This window comes from Lutibacter sp. TH_r2, from assembly GCF_033101135.1.
In the GTDB taxonomy this organism is placed as follows: Bacteria; Bacteroidota; Bacteroidia; order Flavobacteriales; family Flavobacteriaceae; genus Lutibacter.
Window position 1 is genome coordinate 14,293 of the sequence record NZ_JAWMPV010000003.1, and the last position, 19,983, is coordinate 34,275.

General features: G+C 28.9%; 17 protein-coding genes and 1 tRNA gene. 3 read left to right on the forward strand and 15 right to left on the reverse strand.

Translation table 11 applies throughout. The annotated features are described in order from the left end of the window. Positions 1–299: 299 nt before the first annotated feature. The gene (locus tag R3X25_RS09985) at positions 300–2,486 is read right to left on the reverse strand and encodes a glutamine synthetase III (protein WP_317674373.1); all 2,187 of its coding nucleotides are present in this window, start codon (positions 2,484–2,486) and stop codon (positions 300–302) included. A 224-nt stretch (positions 2,487–2,710) separates the two neighbouring features. Here R3X25_RS09985 and R3X25_RS09990 point away from each other — a divergent pair, with 224 nt between their 5' ends. After that, on the forward strand, positions 2,711–3,727 hold the full coding sequence (locus tag R3X25_RS09990) for a glutamine synthetase beta-grasp domain-containing protein (protein ID WP_317674374.1): 1,017 nt from the start codon (positions 2,711–2,713) through the stop codon (positions 3,725–3,727). Positions 3,728–4,238: 511 nt separating this feature from the next. Here R3X25_RS09990 and R3X25_RS09995 read toward each other — a convergent pair. The 6 genes from R3X25_RS09995 to R3X25_RS10020 form a co-directional block, all read right to left on the reverse strand. Then, a complete protein-coding gene (locus R3X25_RS09995) occupies positions 4,239–6,401 on the reverse strand; it encodes a peptidylprolyl isomerase (protein WP_317674375.1) in 2,163 nt (720 codons plus the stop codon). Between the two features lie 104 nt (positions 6,402–6,505). Then, the gene (locus tag R3X25_RS10000; RefSeq protein WP_317674376.1) at positions 6,506–7,771 is read right to left on the reverse strand and encodes a hemolysin family protein; all 1,266 of its coding nucleotides are present in this window, start codon (positions 7,769–7,771) and stop codon (positions 6,506–6,508) included. 195 nt (positions 7,772–7,966) lie between these two features. After that, on the reverse strand, positions 7,967–8,530 hold the full coding sequence (lptC, locus tag R3X25_RS10005; RefSeq protein WP_317674378.1) for an LPS export ABC transporter periplasmic protein LptC: 564 nt from the start codon (positions 8,528–8,530) through the stop codon (positions 7,967–7,969). Positions 8,531–8,562: 32 nt separating this feature from the next. Beyond that, positions 8,563–9,927 (reverse strand): hypothetical protein, encoded by a 1,365-nt coding sequence (locus tag R3X25_RS10010; RefSeq protein WP_317674380.1) that lies wholly within the window; start codon positions 9,925–9,927, stop codon positions 8,563–8,565. Between the two features lie 14 nt (positions 9,928–9,941). After that, entirely contained in the window at positions 9,942–11,225 is a 1,284-nt protein-coding gene (locus R3X25_RS10015; protein WP_317674382.1) for a hypothetical protein, read from the reverse strand. Further along, entirely contained in the window at positions 11,226–11,951 is a 726-nt protein-coding gene (locus tag R3X25_RS10020) for a type III pantothenate kinase (RefSeq protein ID WP_317674384.1), read from the reverse strand. A 98-nt stretch (positions 11,952–12,049) separates the two neighbouring features. Here R3X25_RS10020 and R3X25_RS10025 point away from each other — a divergent pair. Beyond that, positions 12,050–12,122: transfer RNA gene (locus R3X25_RS10025), tRNA-Phe, on the forward strand. Between the two features lie 126 nt (positions 12,123–12,248). Here R3X25_RS10025 and R3X25_RS10030 read toward each other — a convergent pair. After that, the gene (locus tag R3X25_RS10030) at positions 12,249–12,890 is read right to left on the reverse strand and encodes a DUF6266 family protein (RefSeq protein WP_317674386.1); all 642 of its coding nucleotides are present in this window, start codon (positions 12,888–12,890) and stop codon (positions 12,249–12,251) included. A gap of 143 nt (positions 12,891–13,033) precedes the next feature. Beyond that, positions 13,034–13,450 (reverse strand): DUF6943 family protein, encoded by a 417-nt coding sequence (locus R3X25_RS10035; protein WP_317674388.1) that lies wholly within the window; start codon positions 13,448–13,450, stop codon positions 13,034–13,036. 282 nt (positions 13,451–13,732) lie between these two features. Here R3X25_RS10035 and R3X25_RS10040 point away from each other — a divergent pair, with 282 nt between their 5' ends. Continuing rightward, positions 13,733–14,062: a helix-turn-helix domain-containing protein gene (locus R3X25_RS10040; protein ID WP_317674390.1), complete on the forward strand. Its 330-nt coding sequence runs from the start codon at positions 13,733–13,735 to the stop codon at positions 14,060–14,062. Between the two features lie 1,052 nt (positions 14,063–15,114). On the opposite strand, the gene R3X25_RS10045 is transcribed toward R3X25_RS10040, so the two are convergent. From R3X25_RS10045 to R3X25_RS10070, 6 genes are all read right to left on the reverse strand, one after another. Beyond that, a complete protein-coding gene (locus R3X25_RS10045) occupies positions 15,115–15,924 on the reverse strand; it encodes an HNH endonuclease (RefSeq protein ID WP_317674392.1) in 810 nt (269 codons plus the stop codon). 159 nt (positions 15,925–16,083) lie between these two features. After that, on the reverse strand, positions 16,084–16,647 hold the full coding sequence (locus R3X25_RS10050) for a hypothetical protein (protein WP_317674394.1): 564 nt from the start codon (positions 16,645–16,647) through the stop codon (positions 16,084–16,086). 5 nt (positions 16,648–16,652) lie between these two features. After that, positions 16,653–16,949: a hypothetical protein gene (locus R3X25_RS10055; RefSeq protein WP_317674396.1), complete on the reverse strand. Its 297-nt coding sequence runs from the start codon at positions 16,947–16,949 to the stop codon at positions 16,653–16,655. A 431-nt stretch (positions 16,950–17,380) separates the two neighbouring features. Then, positions 17,381–18,031, reverse strand: coding sequence for a hypothetical protein (locus R3X25_RS10060; protein WP_317674398.1), 651 nt, complete (start codon positions 18,029–18,031; stop codon positions 17,381–17,383). A gap of 42 nt (positions 18,032–18,073) precedes the next feature. Continuing rightward, complete coding sequence (locus R3X25_RS10065; protein ID WP_317674400.1) at positions 18,074–19,249, reverse strand: hypothetical protein; 1,176 nt, start codon at positions 19,247–19,249, stop codon at positions 18,074–18,076. Between the two features lie 18 nt (positions 19,250–19,267). Next, positions 19,268–19,981: a GNAT family N-acetyltransferase gene (locus R3X25_RS10070; protein ID WP_317674402.1), complete on the reverse strand. Its 714-nt coding sequence runs from the start codon at positions 19,979–19,981 to the stop codon at positions 19,268–19,270. Positions 19,982–19,983 lie beyond the last annotated feature (2 nt).

Consider the following 19,983-nt stretch of genomic DNA (forward strand, 5'->3'; position numbering starts at 1 on the left):
ATAAAAATTAATTTTTTTGATAAATTTATAGGGGAATATAAACTTCAATTAAGTAACTAAATACTTATATGAAAGCCATATAAATTCACAAATTGGGGGTAAAACAATTATTGAGGTTTAAACTGTGGGGTGTTTATGTTTTATGGGAATCATCAAACTACGAGAATTGTATTTTTCGCATTTTGATAGTATAAAAGTAATTTAATATTTCTATTTAACAAAATATTTAGATTCATTTTAAATAAATCGTAGAAGATTCCTAATAAATTGTAGAGAATTAAATATTAATAGTTTAAAAACTATCTTGTAAACAATAATTCTCTATATTTTGTTAAAGTCCACATTTCATCATCTACCATTATTTCAAGCTTATCACAGTGGTATCTAATAGCGTCTAAAAAAGGTTTTACCTTAACACAATAGGCATTTGCTTTTTTACTAAAGTCTTTAATTTTATTAGCTTTCTTACGTTCTTCTAACATTTCATCTACTTTTTTATGAATAGATTCTATGTGATCAGAAATATTTTTAATCAGTCTAATTTGTTGAAGTGCATGTTGTTCAAAATCGTTTCCAAATATCTCTTTTAATCCTTTTACATTTTTAATAAGCATATTTTGATAATGAACTGCTGTTGGAACTACATGGTTACCTGCTATATCTCCAAGCACTCTAGATTCAATTTGAATTCGTTTAGTATATTCTTCCACTTCGATTTCATAACGAGCCTCTACTTCTATTTTACTCATTACATTTAATTCTTCAAAAAGACTTATAGCTTTTTTAGAAATTTTTTCTTTTAAAGCTTCTGGTGCTGTTTTATAATTACTTAACTTTCTTTTTTTAGCTTCCTTCTCCCATTCATCACTATATCCATTACCTTCAAATAAAATACTTTTTGAAGATTTTATATACTCACGTAGTACATTAAATATAGCTTCATCTTTTTTAAAGCTTTTATTATCTATCAGTTTATCAACTTCAGTTTTAAAATCTTGTAATTGTTTTGCTACTATTGTATTTAAAACCGTCATTGGATTAGCGCAATTAGCTGAAGAACCCACAGCTCTAAATTCAAACTTATTTCCTGTAAACGCAAAAGGAGATGTTCTATTTCTATCTGTATTATCTAATAGTACATCTGGAATTTTACCTACTACATTAAGTTTTAGATCTGTTTTTTCTTCTGGAGATAGTTTTCCATCTGTTACACTTTCTAAATCATTTAAAACTTTGGTAAGTTGCTCTCCTATAAATATAGACATAATAGATGGTGGAGCTTCTTTTTTACCTAATCTATGTTCATTTCCTGCTGATGCTATTGATGCTCCAAGTAACTCTTCATAACTTAATACAGCTTTTATGGTGTTTATAAAAAATGTTAAAAACTGTAAATTACTCATTGGTGTTTTTCCTGGTCCTAATAAATTAATACCTGTATCTGTGGTTAATGACCAATTATTGTGTTTACTTGATCCATTTACACCTTCAAAAGGTTTTTCGTGAAACAATACTTTAAAATTATGTTTAGATGCGACTCTTCCCATAATATCCATTAATAGAGCGTTATGATCTACAGCTAAATTAGCTTCCTCATTAATTGGCGCAACTTCAAACTGATTTGGTGCAACTTCATTATGACGTGTTTTTATTGGAATTCCAACCAGCATACATTCATTTTCTAATTCTCTCATAAAACTAATAGCTCTACTTGGAATTGAACCAAAATAATGATCGTCTAATTGTTGACCTTTGGCTGAAGAATGACCTAATAGTGTTCTTCCTGCTAAAATTATATCAGGTCTACTAAACGCTATACTTTTATCTATTAAAAAATATTCTTGCTCCCAACCTAAAGAAGCATTTACTTTTTTAACATTCTTATCAAAATATTTACATACTGCAGTTGCAGCATCATCAAGTGCACTTAAAGCTCTTAATAAAGGTGTTTTATAATCTAAAGCTTCACCTGTATACGAAACAAATATTGTTGGTATACATAATGTTGTACCATATATAAAAGCAGGAGATGTTGGATCCCAAGCAGTGTACCCTCTTGCTTCAAAAGTATTTCTAATTCCACCACTAGGAAAACTAGAGGCATCAGGTTCTTGTTGAACTAAAGCAGATCCTGCAAATGCTTCAATAGCCATATTATTTTCTGTAACTTCAAAAAAAGCATCGTGTTTTTCTGCAGTTGCACCTGTTAATGGTTGAAACCAATGAGTATAATGTGTAACTCCTTTAGATATAGCCCAATCTTTCATGGCTGCAGCTACTTGACTCGCTATTTTTCTGTCAATTTTTTTTCCATTATCTACAGCGTACTTTACACCTTTAAATGCTTCTTTAGAAAGGTATTGTACCATTGTTCTTTCATTAAATACATTTATTCCAAAAAAATCAGAACGCCTACCTAACTCCTTAACCTCTATAGGTTTCCTACCTTGTGCTTTTTGCACTGCACTAAAACGAAACTTTGACATATAATATTTATAATATAATACGAAGATACATATTTTTTTAGATAACTATTTTACAATTATTTTACTTTTTTTTGAATTATTTTTCAATAACCCCTTTAAAAAATAGGGTATTTACAAAAATAAAACACATATAAACATTTAATCCCCTAAAATTTTTACAGTAAACCAGTTTTGCATATTTTTACGGAAAATATTTTAAAATTCGTATTAAATTAATTAACACTATGGCAAAAATTAAATTAGAATATATTTGGTTAGATGGATATTTTCCAACTCAAAATATGAGAAGTAAAACCAAAGTAGAAGAGCATGAAAATTTTCAAGGAACAGTTGAAGAATTAGGACTTTGGTCTTTTGATGGTTCATCTACACAACAAGCTTCAGGAGATTCATCTGACTGTATTTTAAAGCCAGTTGCAATTTACCCAGATCCACAACGTATTAATGGTTATTTAGTAATGACTGAAGTTATGAATGCAGACGGAACTCCGCATGTTTCTAATGGTCGTGCTACTATTGAAGATGATGACAATGATTTCTGGTTCGGATTTGAACAAGAATATTTTATAATGAGTACTAAAACTGAATTACCATTAGGATTCCCAAGAGGTGGATATCCTGCTCCACAAGGTATGTATTACTGTTCAGTTGGTGGTTTACATACTCACGGACGTGATTTAGTTGAAGAGCATGCAGATTTATGTATAGAAGCTGGATTAAACTTTGAAGGAATTAACCAAGAGGTTGCTTCTGGACAATGGGAATTTCAATTATTTGCTAAAGGAGCTAAAAAAGCAGGTGATGAAATTTGGATTGCTAGATATTTACTAGATCGTTTAACTGAAGGTCGTAACATGTATATTGAATATCACCCAAAACCATTAGGAGATACTGACTGGAATGGTTCTGGAATGCACGCTAACTTCTCTAACTCAATTTTAAGAACTTGTGGTTCTAAAGAAAAATACGCTGAAATTTGCGAGGCTTTCCGTCCAGTAGTTAAAGAACATATTGAAGTTTACGGTGAATTTAACGATCAACGTTTAACTGGTAAACACGAAACTGCTTCAATCAACGATTTCTCTTGGGGAGTTTCAGATAGAGGAGCATCTATTCGTATTCCAATTATTGCTGTAGAAAAAGGATATAAAGGATGGTTAGAAGACCGTCGTCCATCTTCAAATGCAGATCCATATAAAGTTGCTGCAAGAATTATTAAAACTGTAAAACCAGTTAAATAAATTTTTAAATTATACGTAACGCTTTAAATTAACGTTACTAATTCATAAATAAAAGGTAGTGATTTTATATTACTACCTTTTTTCTTTTGTATGTTTTTTATTTTATTTAGCTTTTTTACCTAATTAAACATTAGTGAATAACCTTATAAATATCACCAAAAGTTATTGAAAATTTTAAAAACAATTACAACTAATTTTCTTCATATTTAATATCTTTTTTAATATTAAAATCTTGTATTAAAAAAATGCTATTCTCTCTACAATAAAATTTTAATTGAACGGCATTTAAAGTATTAAAAGCAAGTATACATAGACTACTTAAAGGCTTTATAATCATTTTTTAGCTTTATAATCAAAAACTATCAAACTTCTATTGTTACTTTTTTTTAATCTAATTTCGAAGCTTATATAACTCCAAAATAAATGGCTAATTTTTTATTATACATATATAAAAAAAAGCGAGCTAAATGCTCGCTTTTTTTATGTTATAATTTAAATGAAATAAATAATACTAAAAGAATTTAGCTCTATTATCTATCACATCAGCTTTATCTTCTAATACTGTATTTAATTGGTATGATTTACTTTTTAATTGGTTTACAATATTCTTACGGAAGTTCTCATAGTTATCTAATGACGTTGGTTCTTCTCGCTTTGTAACCTTAACTATAAATACTCCTTTTTGACCTTCAATAACTTCTGAAGTTGTATCAATTGGTAATGTAGACATTGCTCCAACAACAGCTGGCTCATTACCTACACCAGATAATAATGGGCTTGCTAATGATACTGAAGAAGCATTACGCACAACAGTTGTATTATTTGTGGCAATTTCTTCAAGCGAAGCACCTTTCATTTTATCTGCAAGTAATTTAGCTTTTTTCTGATTTGTTAAAATTGGTCTAACTTTAGTAATCACTTCTGAACTTAACTCATCTCCATTAGCATCTGATTTTTGTGTTAGAACAACTACAGCATATCCTCTTTTTCCATTTATATCAATATCAAAACGTTTAGATGAACCAACCTCTGTATCGTTTTCAAATGCCCATTTTACAATAGAACGTTGACTACCCATACCTGGAACATTTTCAGCTAAATCTTTAAGATTTAAACCTGATAAAACAGTATATGATTTCTCTTTTGCTAACTCTGCTAAATCTCCACCATCCACTAATTGAGAAGCTAAAGTTTCAGCATTTTGAAAAATACTATTTTCAGTATCTTCTGAAGCTTCAATAGTTCTACCATATGTTGCTAATTTAACAGCATCTTGGTATTTAGTTTGTTCTTCAATTTTAATAATATGAAATCCAAAAGCAGTTTCTACAATATCAATACTTCCTGCTTTATTTTTAAAGATAAAATTAGCAAAGTCCTTATCAAAATTAGGAGAGAAAGCTTGATCTTTTCTTACCCATCCAATATCTCCTCCTTTACCTTTTGTACCGTCCGTATTAACTTCATCTGCAATTTCAGTATATTTAGCTTTATTATTTTTTACTAATGTAAAAATACTATCAACTGTTTTCTTTGCTTCTTCTTTTGTTTTTGTAGAAGTTGAACGCGTAGTTCCAATAAAAGGAACAATAATATGACTTGATTTTACTGAATCTGGCATTTTAGTAATTTCAACAACTTTAGAAATTTTATATGCACCAGCATCTTTATAAGGTCCAACAACTGCATTTAATTCAGCTCCCATAATATCTGCTTTTACAGCAGTTGGTAATTGAGATTCAAATTTATAACTATTATCTAAAGCTATATCAGATCTATTATTTATTAAGAACTCTTCATAATTTGTAGCATTTTTTAAACCAGGAACTTTAACAGTAGCTTTAGCAGCATTACTATACTCTTCCTTATCTTCAATATGCGTTGCTACTTTAGCTTTTAATTCTTCTTCATCACTTGCAGAAGGATTAATATCAAATTTTACAAACTGAATTGAGCGTGTAGCTTCAGCTTTGTATTTTTTAGGATATTGTTCTATATAGTCTCTTACTTCTCCTTTAGTAATTTTTACAATACTATCAGGTATACTAGTATAAGGAACGTACACATATTGAGCATCCATTTTTAAATTATCGAATTGATAATTACGCTCACCTTCTTTTAATGAAGCTCCTAAACCTGCACTTACTAATGTAGTGTATGCTTGGCGTTGTAAGTTTACTTTAATGCTTTTTTCAGTTGCTAACCAACTTAACCATGCTTTAGAATTTCCTTCTTCAGCATCTGCTTTCATATTAGCAATATATTCTTTTAGCTTTTCTTCATCAAAAAGATTGGCTTCATTTTTAAACATTGGTGAATTTTGAACATTAGGTATAGCAACCATTGCTTCCCAAATATCTTTTTCTCCAACAACAATACCTGCTTTTTCTAATTGATCTGCAAATACTTTTTCGCTTACCATTCCATTCCAAACAGTATTTACGGCTTGCATTTGAGAAGATCTTCCTCCTGATTGTGTGCGATATGTTTCTACTTGACGTGCAAACTCTTCTCTGTCTATATCTTCTCCGTTTACTGACCCTATTGAGTTAACTTTTGTTGAACTAAAAAAGTTCTGAATCGATGATGGGTCCAAAACAAACGCAAACAAAGCCAATCCTACAATAAGGATTAAAAACATTGAACGATCTCTAATTTTTGATAAAATTGCCATTCTTATTATTTCTTTTAATTATAGTGTGCGAAAATACAATTTAGTATTTAATAATAAAAGTGAAATACTTATAATTAATAACAAAAAAGTACAGAATCTGAAGATTATTCCTGTTTGTCTAAAAGTTTGACATAAACTTCTGTTATTCTTGAAGATTCAACGGACAACATTTTAAAATGAAAGTGTTCAATTTCAATTACTTCGCCTTCTTTAGGAATGTCTTCGTTATGATAAACTATATAACCTCCTAAAGTTTCATAAGCTTCGTTTTCTTCTATATTTAGATCATACGTTTCGTTTAAATAATCTACTTCTAGCCTAGCAGAAAACTCATATTCACTTTCATTCAATACTTTTTCAGTAAGTTCAACAGTATCATGCTCGTCAATAATTTCTCCAAACAATTCTTCTACAATATCTTCTACTGTTATAATTCCCGATGTACCTCCAAATTCATCCAAAACTATTGATAAACTTTTTTTCTTTTTGATTAATACATCTAGTACATTATTAATCATCATACTTTCAGGAACTAACTCTACTGGAAGTAATATTGAACGAATGTTTTTTGGCTTTTTAAACAGTTCAAAAGCATGTGCATACCCTAAAACGTCATCTAAAGAATTTCTATATACTAGAATTTTTGAATAACCTGTTTCTATAAACAGTTTTTTTAGGTTAGTTATAGTTTCATTAATATCAACAGCAATTATTTCAGTTCTAGGAATCATTATTTCCCTAGCTTTTACATTGTTGAAGTCTAGCGCATTTTGAAAAATTTGAATTTCAGAATCTACTTCTTCAAAATCACTTGTATTTTCAAGCTGTTCTGATATGTAATTTCCTAATTCTTCTTTACTAAATTCTGTTTGTTCAGCATCTTTTGCAGTGTTAAAAAACAATTTTAAAACAAAATCTGAAATTGCTGTGATAAAGTTAGATATAAAATAAAATATTACATAAAATACATAAGCTGGAATTGCAAAAAATTTCAGCATTTCATTTGCATAAATTCTAAAAATAGCTTTTGGCAAAAATTCTGCTGTAATTAGAATAATAATTGTTGAAATAACTGTTTGAATTAGTAATTGCGAAAAGTCGTTTAGATTTTCAATTGGTAAAACATCTACAATTAGTTTACCCATAAAAATTGAATAAACTACTAGAGATATATTATTACCAACTAACATTGTAGTAATAAATTTAGAGGATTTTGAAGTTAACCTTCCTAAAATTTTAGCAATAACACCTTCTTTTTTCTTTTCTAATTCTACTTGAAATTTATTTGCAGAAATATAGGCTATTTCCATACCTGAAAAAAAAGCCGAAAGTAATATTGAACATACTATAACAAAAATTTGAAACTCCATTTTATTTGTTTCGCTTTTCTATTTTTTTTCTAAATCTTTTTCTGAAAAAGTACATAAAAATTGCTATCACAGAAAATAAAAGCATTAAATATGCTTTTTCTCTACTTTCAGACCATTTAAATATTGCTTCTACTATAAATATTATGGCAATTATTAAATAACCGTACTCAAATATTTTCCAAACTTTTTGCATAATTATTCTCTTACTTGTATTACTCCTCTTTGATTTTTTACTAGCCATTTTTCAAGATCTTCAGAGGCTTCGAATCCTGTACCATGTATTGTATCTGTTTTGGTATAAAATGTGAATTTACTTTCGGTAAAAAAGTAATGCGTTTTTTGATCCCAATAAATTTGATCTGTTTCTAATCTATTTTGTTGTGCAAAATTTTCAATAACAACATTATTACTAATTTCTGATACATTGGTTTTCCCATAACTTTTAGCGTAATCACCTTCAATTGTTAAAGAGTCTCCATTTTTTTCAATTTTAGTAATTTTAATTCCTTTCGGAAATTCAGAATATGGATGATTTTTTCTATTGCTATAATCCAACATTATTGGTGCCCTCATTCTAATATCTATTCTTCCTGAATCTGTATGTTTATGATCCACATTATTAACTTCACCAATTGGCATATTTTTATCGGCAAGAAAATCCCTTACTTCTTTTGCGTTATTGGAACAAGAAAAAAGCATTACCATTGTTAAAACAACAGCAATGCTTTTTAAAATATTTTGTATGGTTGAATTTAACATTCAACAAATATATTAATTTCTAACTATTAAAATTAGTCTTTAGTTCTAACTCTTACAGATTCTCCAATCCAACATCCAATTCTGTGAGTATCTCCAACTTTAATTCCTTTTTCAGAAGTAAAAATATCTTTTTTACTTGGCATATTAGCGGTGTAACTGTTAATATATCTATTTGCTAATGAACTAATACTTGGATCTATTTGTTTTGCTTTCATTGCTTTGTTTGCTGCAGCAACATAAACTAATCTTTTAGTAACAACATCTGTACCACAAGAGTTAGCACTTGAAGCATACATACCAGCAATAATTAAATAAGCTTTACCCATAGTAGGTGCATATTTTAATGCTTCATAACAATTTGCTCTAGCCTCTGATTTTCTACCTTTTTTACTTAAAATTTGAGCAACTTTTATTAAGTTTTTTGCTTTTTTATATGAATCTGTTTCTTGGTCAATGGCTTTTTTAAAGTACTCCATTGCTTTATTATCTTCTCCATTTTTCATTAAGATTCCAGCGTAGAATACTGAAGCTTCTGGTGATGGATCAGCGTGTACATATGCTTCTACTAATGTTGCATAGAATGGATCTTCTGTACATTCTTTATTATACATCCTAGATACCGCACGTCTTAACCAAACAGGATCTGTTTTCTTTTCTTCAAAATACTTTTTATTTAAAGGTATTAAATTTTCACATGTAGAAATTTCTGAAATTTTAGAATCTAAACCAGATTCAGCAATTGATAGGTTTGTTAAAATTTGTTGGTAAATTCTTCTATTCTTCTTATCTCTTGAACTTAAAGTTAACGAGTCTTTTGCGTTAATAGCCTCAATTTTTTTACCATAAGCCGCTCTTTTTAATTCAACACCTTCACCAACCTCATCATACGTATCAAAAACAACTTGTGGGTTTGTATCTTTATTTCTCTGCATAATAACATCAAAATACTTATACATATTTTTTACAGACATAACGGTAGGATCTTCTTTAAAAGATACTTCTAACAATTCGAAAACTTCATCGTCACTAGCACCTTGAGAAGCTTTTAAACTTGCCAATGTATCATAAACATCTGCTTTATCTTTTGGGTAGTATTTTAAACGTTGTGTTAACACTCTTTCAACAAGTGCAGCAGCAGTAGCTTTTTCACCTTGAGGCGCTTTTTTTAATCTATCCATTGCTATTTTGTAACCATATTTGTATATGTTTACAGATAAATCTGGACAATTATCCATACACCACATCCAGTTTTCATAAGCAGCATCATATTTTTTTGCTGAATAATCTCCCTTAAATAAATTGTATTTAATACTGCAATCTGCATTTGCTTGACCAAACATCAAACTTGTTACAGACATAAATATAAATAATGCTAAAATTTGCTTAATTTTTTTCATCGTTATTTGTTTTATTAATATATCTCTTGTTTTTTAAACCATCTATCATTCAAGGAAATTCCCAATTTTACATTAAAATAATTCTCTTGAATTAAACCTTTACTTGTTTTACCTCTTTTTCCAAATTCAAACCCAACATTTAAATTTGATAATTGTTTGCTAACTGGTAAGCCTACTCCAAAAGATATGCCAAAATCGTTTATCTCTGAAAAATTACTTCCTACACCTGTAGGGTTTACCATTAATCCTGTATTTTCAATTCTTAATCCTGCTCTATAAGTTACTCTTTGCCAATAACTTGTTATTGAATTATATTTAGGTATAAAAAAGGCACCTATTGATATTTTTGAATAATCAGTATAATTAACTTTTGAATAACTATTATAAAAATCTCCTGAAAGTTCTATAGGCTTCTGGCTTGAATAATCAACTTCGGCATACCATTTATTTTCTTTTCCAATACCTACTCCTAAACTTGTTTTAAGAGGATTTTTTATAACACCATTTCCTTCAGCATTTAATATAGTGTCTCTTGGAGATTCATAAGAACTATAACTTACAGAATATAAATATTCATCACCCTTTAAGTCTATTTCATTTTCAAATTCAATATTAGCTCCAACTGTTAAATCTAAATTATTATTAATTTTAGTTTTATAATTAATACCTGTATTAAATGCAAAAGAAGAAATACTTGCATTAGATTCATATTTTGAAGCCCTTGATGAACCATTAAGTTGGTTAATAATGCTATTTTCAACATTTCCAAAAATATAATTTCCTTGTAAACCTATACTTAATCCTTTATAAATTTCATACCCTACTCCTAAAAACACTTTGTTTGATCCACCAGAACCTTCGTATAAAGAAATTTCACTAATAGTTTCTCCATCTGTATCATAAACCGGACTGGTTAATGAATACCCAACCGATGTGTTTGGCATTAAACCAAATGTAAATGCACCCTTATTTAAAGGAATTCCAACTGTAATATAAGATAAATATGAAGCCGATGTGCTTTGCTTTACATCTCCCTCCTTTACTGATAAATTTTTCATTTCTCCACTAATAGCGTAAGTAGTTAAAAATAATGAAGTGTTTGCTGCTGGGTTAAACATATTAATATGGTACTTACTACTTACTGCTGCATTAATACCTCCCATACTAAATTGTTCAGCAGTTACAGCTCTATTTGATTCCCCAATTCCATAAAATGAATAAAGAGAAACGTTAGTGCTTTGAGCAAAAGTGAATATTGTTTGCAGTAGCATGAAAACTACTATTATATTTTTTTTCATTTACAGTATATTATGAAGCAAAATTGAATTTAATCCTAACAATAAAAAATTAGGATTCGCAAATATGCTATTTTTTAAGTTATTTGACAAGAAATTAATGTCTCCGCCTGTTAAAACAACCATTAAATCTTTATTTTTTTCTTTATACAAATCAATATAACTATCAATTTCATTTATAACAGACATAGAAACTCCAACATGAATACATTCTTCAGTAGAATCACCAATTAACTTTGTAGGAAACTTAATTTCGAGTTTTGGTAACTTTTTAGTAAAATAATTTAAACTTTTATAACGCATATTTAACCCAGGTGAAATAGCTCCGCCATAATATTCACTAATTGAATTTACAAAATCATAAGTAATACATGTTCCAGCATCAATTACTAAAACATTTTTATGGGGATAACATTTAGTTGCCGCAGCAATTAAAGCTATTCTATCCACACCTAACGTTTTTGGAGTTGAATATTTGTTTTTAAAAGGTATTTTTGTTTTTGAATTGAGTGTTAAAAGCTTAATTTTATTCTTAATTTTAAAAATAACATCTTTTTTTATATCAGCAACAGAAGAAATAATTCCGTCTGATATTTGATATTTTTCAATTAAAAAGAAAGCTGTTTTTTCCAATTCTGAATACGTAATTATTTCATTATGAATTAATTCCTCACCATTAGAAACGGCTAACTTTATTCTAGTATTTCCCACATCAATTATTAAGTACATTTGTCTTTTTTAATAAGTTTCAAAAATACAATAGATTTTTTAAAAAATGTTTTGATTAGTTATAAAAATACACTTATATTTGCAACCGCTAAGGCAATGGTACCTTAGCTCAGTTGGTAGAGCAAAGGACTGAAAATCCTTGTGTCCCTGGTTCGATTCCTGGAGGTACCACAAATAACACCCTGTAAGCATTATGTTTACAGGGTTTTTTGTTTTTAGGGTACAAATTAGGGTACAATAAAAAAGCACTACAATTTAATGCAGTGCTTTCTATAAATAGTTATAAAGAATTAAAAATTAAGCCGCCGTACCAGAGCCTAAATAACTACTATTTGATACTTTACTTCCATCTTCTGAAACAAATGCCATAAAAACTTCTATTGTTTGACCTGAATAAGACGCAGGAATAGTCAACATTTGAGTTGTTAATGATCTATCAGCACCATCCAAAATATAAACAGATTCTTTTCTTGCTGAATTGTAAACTAAAATCATTGCTTTATCAGTTGCTTCTGCATTACCATCTGCTGAATTGTCATCCCATTCAAAAGTTACATTTCCAGGGGTAGACACATCGAATGTTGGATTTAAAGCAGCCGACAAACTTCCTTTGCTTAATAAAGCATTAGAATAATCAACTTCAAAATCAGGAGCTATTCCTGTAATTGCATTGCTCAATATTTCAGACATTGCAGCATTGAACTCTGTTTTCTTAATCGCATAGTTTTTATAACCTACCTTTATAAAGTCTTTATTAGGTTGTAAAAACTCTAATGTAGCAGTAAACTTGTTTCTTTGATTTACTTGTCCTGTTGTTCTTGGATTAGCTACGCTACTTGGTTTAATTCGTAGGTAGTCTATGCCTTTCCAACTACCCCCGATAACATTTCCGACTTTACCACTTAATCCTCCAAGGATTCCTTGATTTATTTTACCCATATTACTAAAAAATTAAAATTACACTTTGGGGTTGGTACGGTTTTCATATAGCTTTACTTATAAGACGATAAATTTACGATTTTATTACGCTCATTTGACTATTCAATACTCGTTTACAGCCATTTACCTCATTTTACAAGTATTTAGAAATTAGCACGGATAAAAGCAACTTTTAGTTGGTTTATCAGTTTTAATTGCTCTTTTAAATTATTTTCTTTTTCTTCAATAACTAAAACCTTTTTTAGATTGTTATTCGATTCACTTTTATTATTAATATGCTTTATACAAGCTGTTTTTAACAACTTTAAACAATCGTTTATAGTTATGAATAAAATTACACTCCCCTTTAAATAAGGTTCAAAATAGCGACCTAAAAACAACGAATAACACAAGTAAAAAAGCGTGTTTCGTTCATCTTCAGTTGATACAGCAATTACAAAACAGTTAGGGCAAGGATTCTCCAGAGGTTTACCACTGTTTAAGCCTTTATTTAAAATAAAAAAGTGCGGTTTCGTGTAGGTTCTTCCTACGTTGTGAGTTTTAATTTCAAAATTTGACATAGCTAGGTATTAAAAATTACTTCGCTACGCTTCGCATATTAATTTCTAAACAAAAAGAAAAAAGAAAGCACGAGTGTTGGTTGTGTGGTAGATGCTGTCAAGGTTTTTGGAAAAAATACAACCTGTACTATTATGCTGAATCGAAACCGAATGCATATGAGGTGGAGATTTTTTTCAAAACCCATAGGGCTTGACCTTGATTGCAATGGTGTGGCTGGTGAAGGAAACAACCGATATTTGCAATGTTTTTTATTTTTTTACTTTGTACTAAATTTTATTAGTATGGAAAATCCTTTTGAAATTATTGTAGAAAAACTGAATGCTATTGAAAATAGATTAGCGTCAATTGAAAACAAGTTGCTGACATCAAATAATACTACCAGAAACGCAATTGAAATAATGAGTTTAAAACAATTATGTGAGTATTACGATTTTACCAAAAGTCATATTTATAAACTTACCTCTAATCGTGAAATACCTTTTTATAAGAATGGTAAAAGGTTGTATTTTAAGAAAGACGAAATCGATCAATGGATATTAGAAAATAGAGTAAAAACGGTAAAGGACATTGAACAAGAAGCGAATAACTATTTAATGAGAAAAAAAAGGTAAGACTAAAAAAAGAATTTTATTAAATGATTCGGAAGTCTGAAATATGATATTAAAATCTGTATTCAAAGTTGATATTAGCAGGTAATCGCGTAGCAAATGCGGTAGCATTTAAGCGAGCCGCCTAGCGAGTTGAGCGAGGGTGTTGTGGCAAAAGTACGTTGCCGTAGGCATAAGTACGTGCAACAACTACGTGGTACACGCAAAGAGTGGCGGTGTTTTTGATGCGGTTGGAAAAGCAAGTGCAATTTATGTAGTGAGGAATGTAGGAATGTTGTGTACTTTATTTTTAAAATTAGTCGTTGGTATTTAGTTGTTGGCTTGTTTGGAAAATAAATAATGTTTGAAATCAAATTTATAAAGTACCATAATGACAAATGAAGAACGGAATACATTGCTCTTGTGTGCGTTTGCAATATGTAATAAATCCGTTGTGTGTTATTTTACTAAATTATTATTGAGAAAATCAAACATCAAATTTATTGAAATTATATTACCACTTGCAACGGTTTATTTTATATGCAAAATGGCTGCAATCAAAAACTGTGACACTCTTTTTTAGCCCGAAGCGAGTAGCAGGCGAGCCAAATAGTGTAATAGCGGTTTACCCTTAATTAAAATGAATTTATACCTTATTGGTTGTTAAGGGTAAAAGATAGCTATGCGTGAGTAATGCGCGGAATGTGTGTAGTAAAATAAATAAATTGTGCTAAATGAGGCGTGTCAACGAATTAGTGCTATTTATGGTAACTACAAGTTTTATTTAGTCGTTTATTGTTAGTTGAAGGTTTCTCGTTTAAGATAATTGCGGTTTTTATGGCTAAAAAAAACTTTTAGATATATTTTATGAAACAAAATGGAGCGTATTGCGAACACCTTATTACCTGCACGAATGTTTGTACTTTGTACTGCTGTTTGTATTGGAAACGAATTTAATTTGCATCTGGTTTCGTTTTGTGTGTTTACTAGAAGTAGATTAGTTTAAAAAAGGTATGACTTGTATTTGTATTGATTAAACCAAACAATGAAATAAACACATTGTTGTAAATAGTTTTTTATCTTATTATTTCTTTAATTTCTTCAATCGTAAAAGCTGGACGTTTTGAATGAATCATTGCGTGACAGTTCGGACAAACAGGAATTAAGTCTTTTATTGGATCAACTTCATATTCTTTTCCTATTTTTGAAATCTGATTTATATGATGAACGTGAATAAATCCTTTGCCAATTTCACCAAAATGCTTTTCAAAGTCATATGAACAAACTTTACAAGAATAACCAAAATGCTTTAAACATCTTTTTCTGGCTTCAGGATTTCTTTCGTATCGAGTTTGTACAATGTCTTTAGATTTACCTTCTTTATATGTTTTTTTAAATTGTGTTGTAACATCATTAGAAACAAAACTATTCTTTATGTATTTATTGTCTCTAATAAAGTTAAACCAATTAGATTCTAAACTTTCCAAAACTTCTTCTTTTATTGAAATTCCGCTTTGTTGAGGAAACCATTGTTGCAAATTGTTTTTATCAATACTTTCTAAAGATTCTTTGGCAAATAACTTGTTTTCTTTTGGATTAATTAGGATATCGAATTCAATATCTATGTAGTTAGTCGTTTTATATTCTGTTCCGTCCCAATGAGGCGCAACATAATAAGAAGATTTGGCATAACCACTTCCCATTATTCCTCTTGGTTCGTAACCTAATCTAATTAAGAAAACTCTGTCTCCTTTTCTAATACTTTTTGAATTTCCACAGCTCCATCTACTTTCAACATATCCAACTTTTTCAAGATGTTCAATACTTTCTTGTAAATCATCCCAATCCCATCTATTAGGATTCCAAGCAAAAAGGAATGTGTTCATATTGTACTGTTTTTAAACTACTTACAACGGCCTCGGCTATGAGTAGTTGCGTGGGTTAACACTTAACTTTGAAAGTACGCACCAAATTGAAAATCCGCCAGGATTTTCAGAAGTAGGCGAGAACAAGCAATCACTTATAGCTATTGTTGCCAGTAGTTTTTATAAATATTTTATATCGTTCATTAAATCTCGATATTTTAGCATACGTTCAGAATCAAATTCTACGATTCCATTTTTGCTAGTTCTTTCGGATCTCACCATTACCTCTTGAACTTCTAAAATTTGTTTTTGGATATTCAAAGTTTGAGCAGTTGAGACATAAGGTAAATTTTTCGGTTTGTATTCACGAAAATAATCTTGACAAAAGAAGAAAGCTGTATTCAAATCTTTTACGCTTTCTTTATCAATCCAAGTTTTTTGTGCTAAATGAACTAACCAATCCCAAACTAAATATCCGTTGTAATCTCTTGTTTCCCAAAACCTACTACATTCAATAATATAATCGTGACCTCCTTTTGCCACTAAAGCATCTGACTCAACTTGCCAAATTCCGAATCTGATGATTGCCATTGCTTCCATAAAACCCTCATAATCAAATGTTCCTTTTTTGATTGTGTACTTAACAGCTTTGTCAAAATCAGAATGATTTTCGTCAAAATTGTTTGGAATTTCGCCATTTGACCAAAGGTCATATAGAAGGTCTTTTGCGTCTTTTTCTGTCATTATGTCTAAAATTTAACGTCTAATTTTTCGTCAAGTAAGTTTTCTAATTCTGTTCTAAAAAATATATTATTTGTTCTGATTTTTGCTCTGTCACAAACAGCATCAACTTCTAAATCACTATCTAAAAATGGTTGAATTGATAATTCAGCATTCATAGTCCTCAAATATGATTTAACAAATACGTCAAATTCTTTTTGATTTGTTGGACGTATTATTAATTCCTCTATTGTTCCGCCTCTATATTTTTGCCCGATTAAATGCCCATTTTTATTTTTTAATTCGGTTGCTTCTTTAAAATTCATATCCTTTATTTTTGGTAGTTCAGTTCTGCTGTTCCCAAATTACTGGCAACTTGTTATAAACCAATAAAAACTGCTTTTAGCAAATGTAATTAGCAATTTTTAAAGTATTATCAAATTTAGTTAAATGATATAAAAATACAAGGTTGTTTACCCCTTTTTTCAATGTGTAAATATTAGTGTTGTAATTGTATGTTGGTTAAATGATGTATTTAAATTTCTTTTGGTGAGATTCTGAATCAAGTTCAGAATGACGTGTTTTTATTAGAATTAAATGATTCTGAAACATATTTCGATTACACTAAATGACTTACTAAAAGTGCAAAGGCTAAAAGTAAGTACCACCTTTTTTGGTGGTTCTTACTGTGGGAATTGGAAGCCTTATAAAAAGAACTGTTAACGAAATGAAATAATGCTGTAAATTAGAAAAGAGCTTACCAATCGTCTTTAGATTTTTTTGAAATATAACTAAACATATGTTCTGCTAAACCTTCAACATTATTTTTTATTTGGGTAGTATATTGTTTTTCAAAAATTAATCCCTTCTCCATATATTCATCAATTAATTTAGGACTATTAAGAATTTTGGTATAAGTTTTTCTTATTTTTTTATCTGAAACTAAACCATTTGTAGGATTTACATTTATCACTTGTTTTAGAAAACTTATATAGCTATCTCTATTTAAACAAGCAAGCGATTGGTTATATGGAGTTTTAATTATTTTACCTTGTATAGATGTTTCTATTATAAATGTATGAAAGTCTAATTTATATTTAGATTCTTTAAAAGCAACCTCAATTATTGAATATACCTTTTGCTTAAATTTATAACCATTACTAATAATGTCAATATCAAAATAACCTTTAGCTATAACCTTCTCTTTTGTATTTAACTTAATAACTTCATTTGAATCTTTAAAGTTTATGGCAATCCATTCTAATGCTTTTTGATGAAGCTGTTCTTTAGATAACTTAATATCATACACTTTAGAAAAACTACCTTCAGAATTTAGAGTATCTATTTTGAATTGAGAATAAATAATAAATGGAAATACGAAAACAATAATAAGAAGTAACTTTTTCATTTTTTTTAATCAAATTTAAACATTTTCAACTTAAAATCAATTTTAAAAAAGGGTCAATTCATTTTTATCAATAAGTTGAGGAACTTTACCTTTTAGCCAATGTATTTCAGCTTCTACATTACTATTCTTTGTAATAAATATAATGGATTTTACATACTCTTTACTTCTAGTTGTATTATAACCAGCAAATGTTGGTTTTTCAATTCTTAATTCTGATGAAAAATTATGAAATTCAATACAACGTGTATTCTCTATATCCTTATAGCAATGTGATTCTTTTAACAATTGATCTTCGTATTCTGAATTATATGAATAATTTAAAATAAGATTTTCAAATGGCACAATAAAAGGTTGAATAATTGAATTATTTAGACATTTACGATAACTTGAAAACTCTTTACTTTTCAGTTTTCTATCTAAATAATTTTGCTTGTTTAATTGTTTAGCTTTTTCTTCTAATTCTTTGAGTTCTTTTTCTTTTTGAAACTTCCTATTCAACCTATCTACTTCCTCTCTCCTTTTTAACCATTTTTCTTTTATTAGGTTTCTATCATCAATTAATCTCTGATATTTTATTTTTTTTGCTAAACTATTTTCTAATTGTAATAATTCATTTACAAATGTTTCTTTTTGAAGTAAATAAGAATCTACATTTTTTGTAATAACAACTCTGTAAATACCACTATCTAAATCGATAAATAAATTATTGGATTTGGCATAATTACAAGTTATCCATTTTTTTAATTTCTCTGTAAGCTTATAAAAGTGATTGTATTTAATATATATTTCAAATTCTTCTATAGAATATTTAGTAAAATCCAGAACTAAATAAGGTATATACCCATATTTTAAATGTGCATTATATCTACTATCTATTTCCTCAATATCAACTGATAAAGTGTGCTGAAACTCAATCGCTATATTATCAACAACACTATCAATTCTATGACTTTCTCCATCTACATTTATTATCCTCTCAAAAGATTTAACTCCGTACTTATTTACACCATAATTTTGTTCAATTAAATTGTATTGCCAATTAAAATGCCATTCACTTAATTCAAAGTCTGTTTTACTATCATTTATTAAAGTTTCTCTTCTTAAATGAGGTTTACTCCGACGCATAACTGAATAAAATATTGTATCAAAATAGTTATACCATACACCTTTTTTAGGTGTGCAATGTTCTATTTTACTAACAGATACTATTTCCCTCATATTAAAAGCTATATAACGTTAGATATTCTCAAAACTTTTGATTATTACTACGTTGTTTGAATATGTTATATCTCCATCTAAATACTTTATTTTATTTGTTATAATATCGCTTTCACTTTTAATCAATACAATTTGCCAATCTATACTAACTGGAAAAATTAAAGGGGTTTTAAAAGTTTTATTATCTTCTTCAAATTCTATATTCCAAACTTTATATGGCTCTTTTGATCGTGCTTGATAAGGCTCACAATCCCATAATTTTATGATTGCCTTTATGTTTTTACTTTTAGTTGTTTTTGGAGTTTCAACTAACTCTTTATACATACTTATCTTATTATCATTTAAAACTTCAGAAAAAAAACTAAAACCTACTTTTTCCCAAAAGTGTTTTGATTTTTCAGGAGAACAAAATAACGTTGTTACTAAAGCTCCCTTTGACTTAAAAAATAGCAATACTTCTTTAATAAAAAAACGTGCAATCCCTTGACCTCTTATATCTGGTTTAATTGAAATAATATCAATTATGGAAAAATTATTATCAAGATTATAAACTAAAAAACCAATAGGGTCTTCATTTTTAAATATTACTATTAAATTTTGCTCATCAAATGCTTTAGAAATAGTACTCCAATTATTATAAAACCCTTCTCCAGTATTTTTAACTTCCTCAAGAAGCCATTTTTCTATAGTTTCTATGTGACTAAATGTAGGGTTAAAATTTAGACTTAACATAT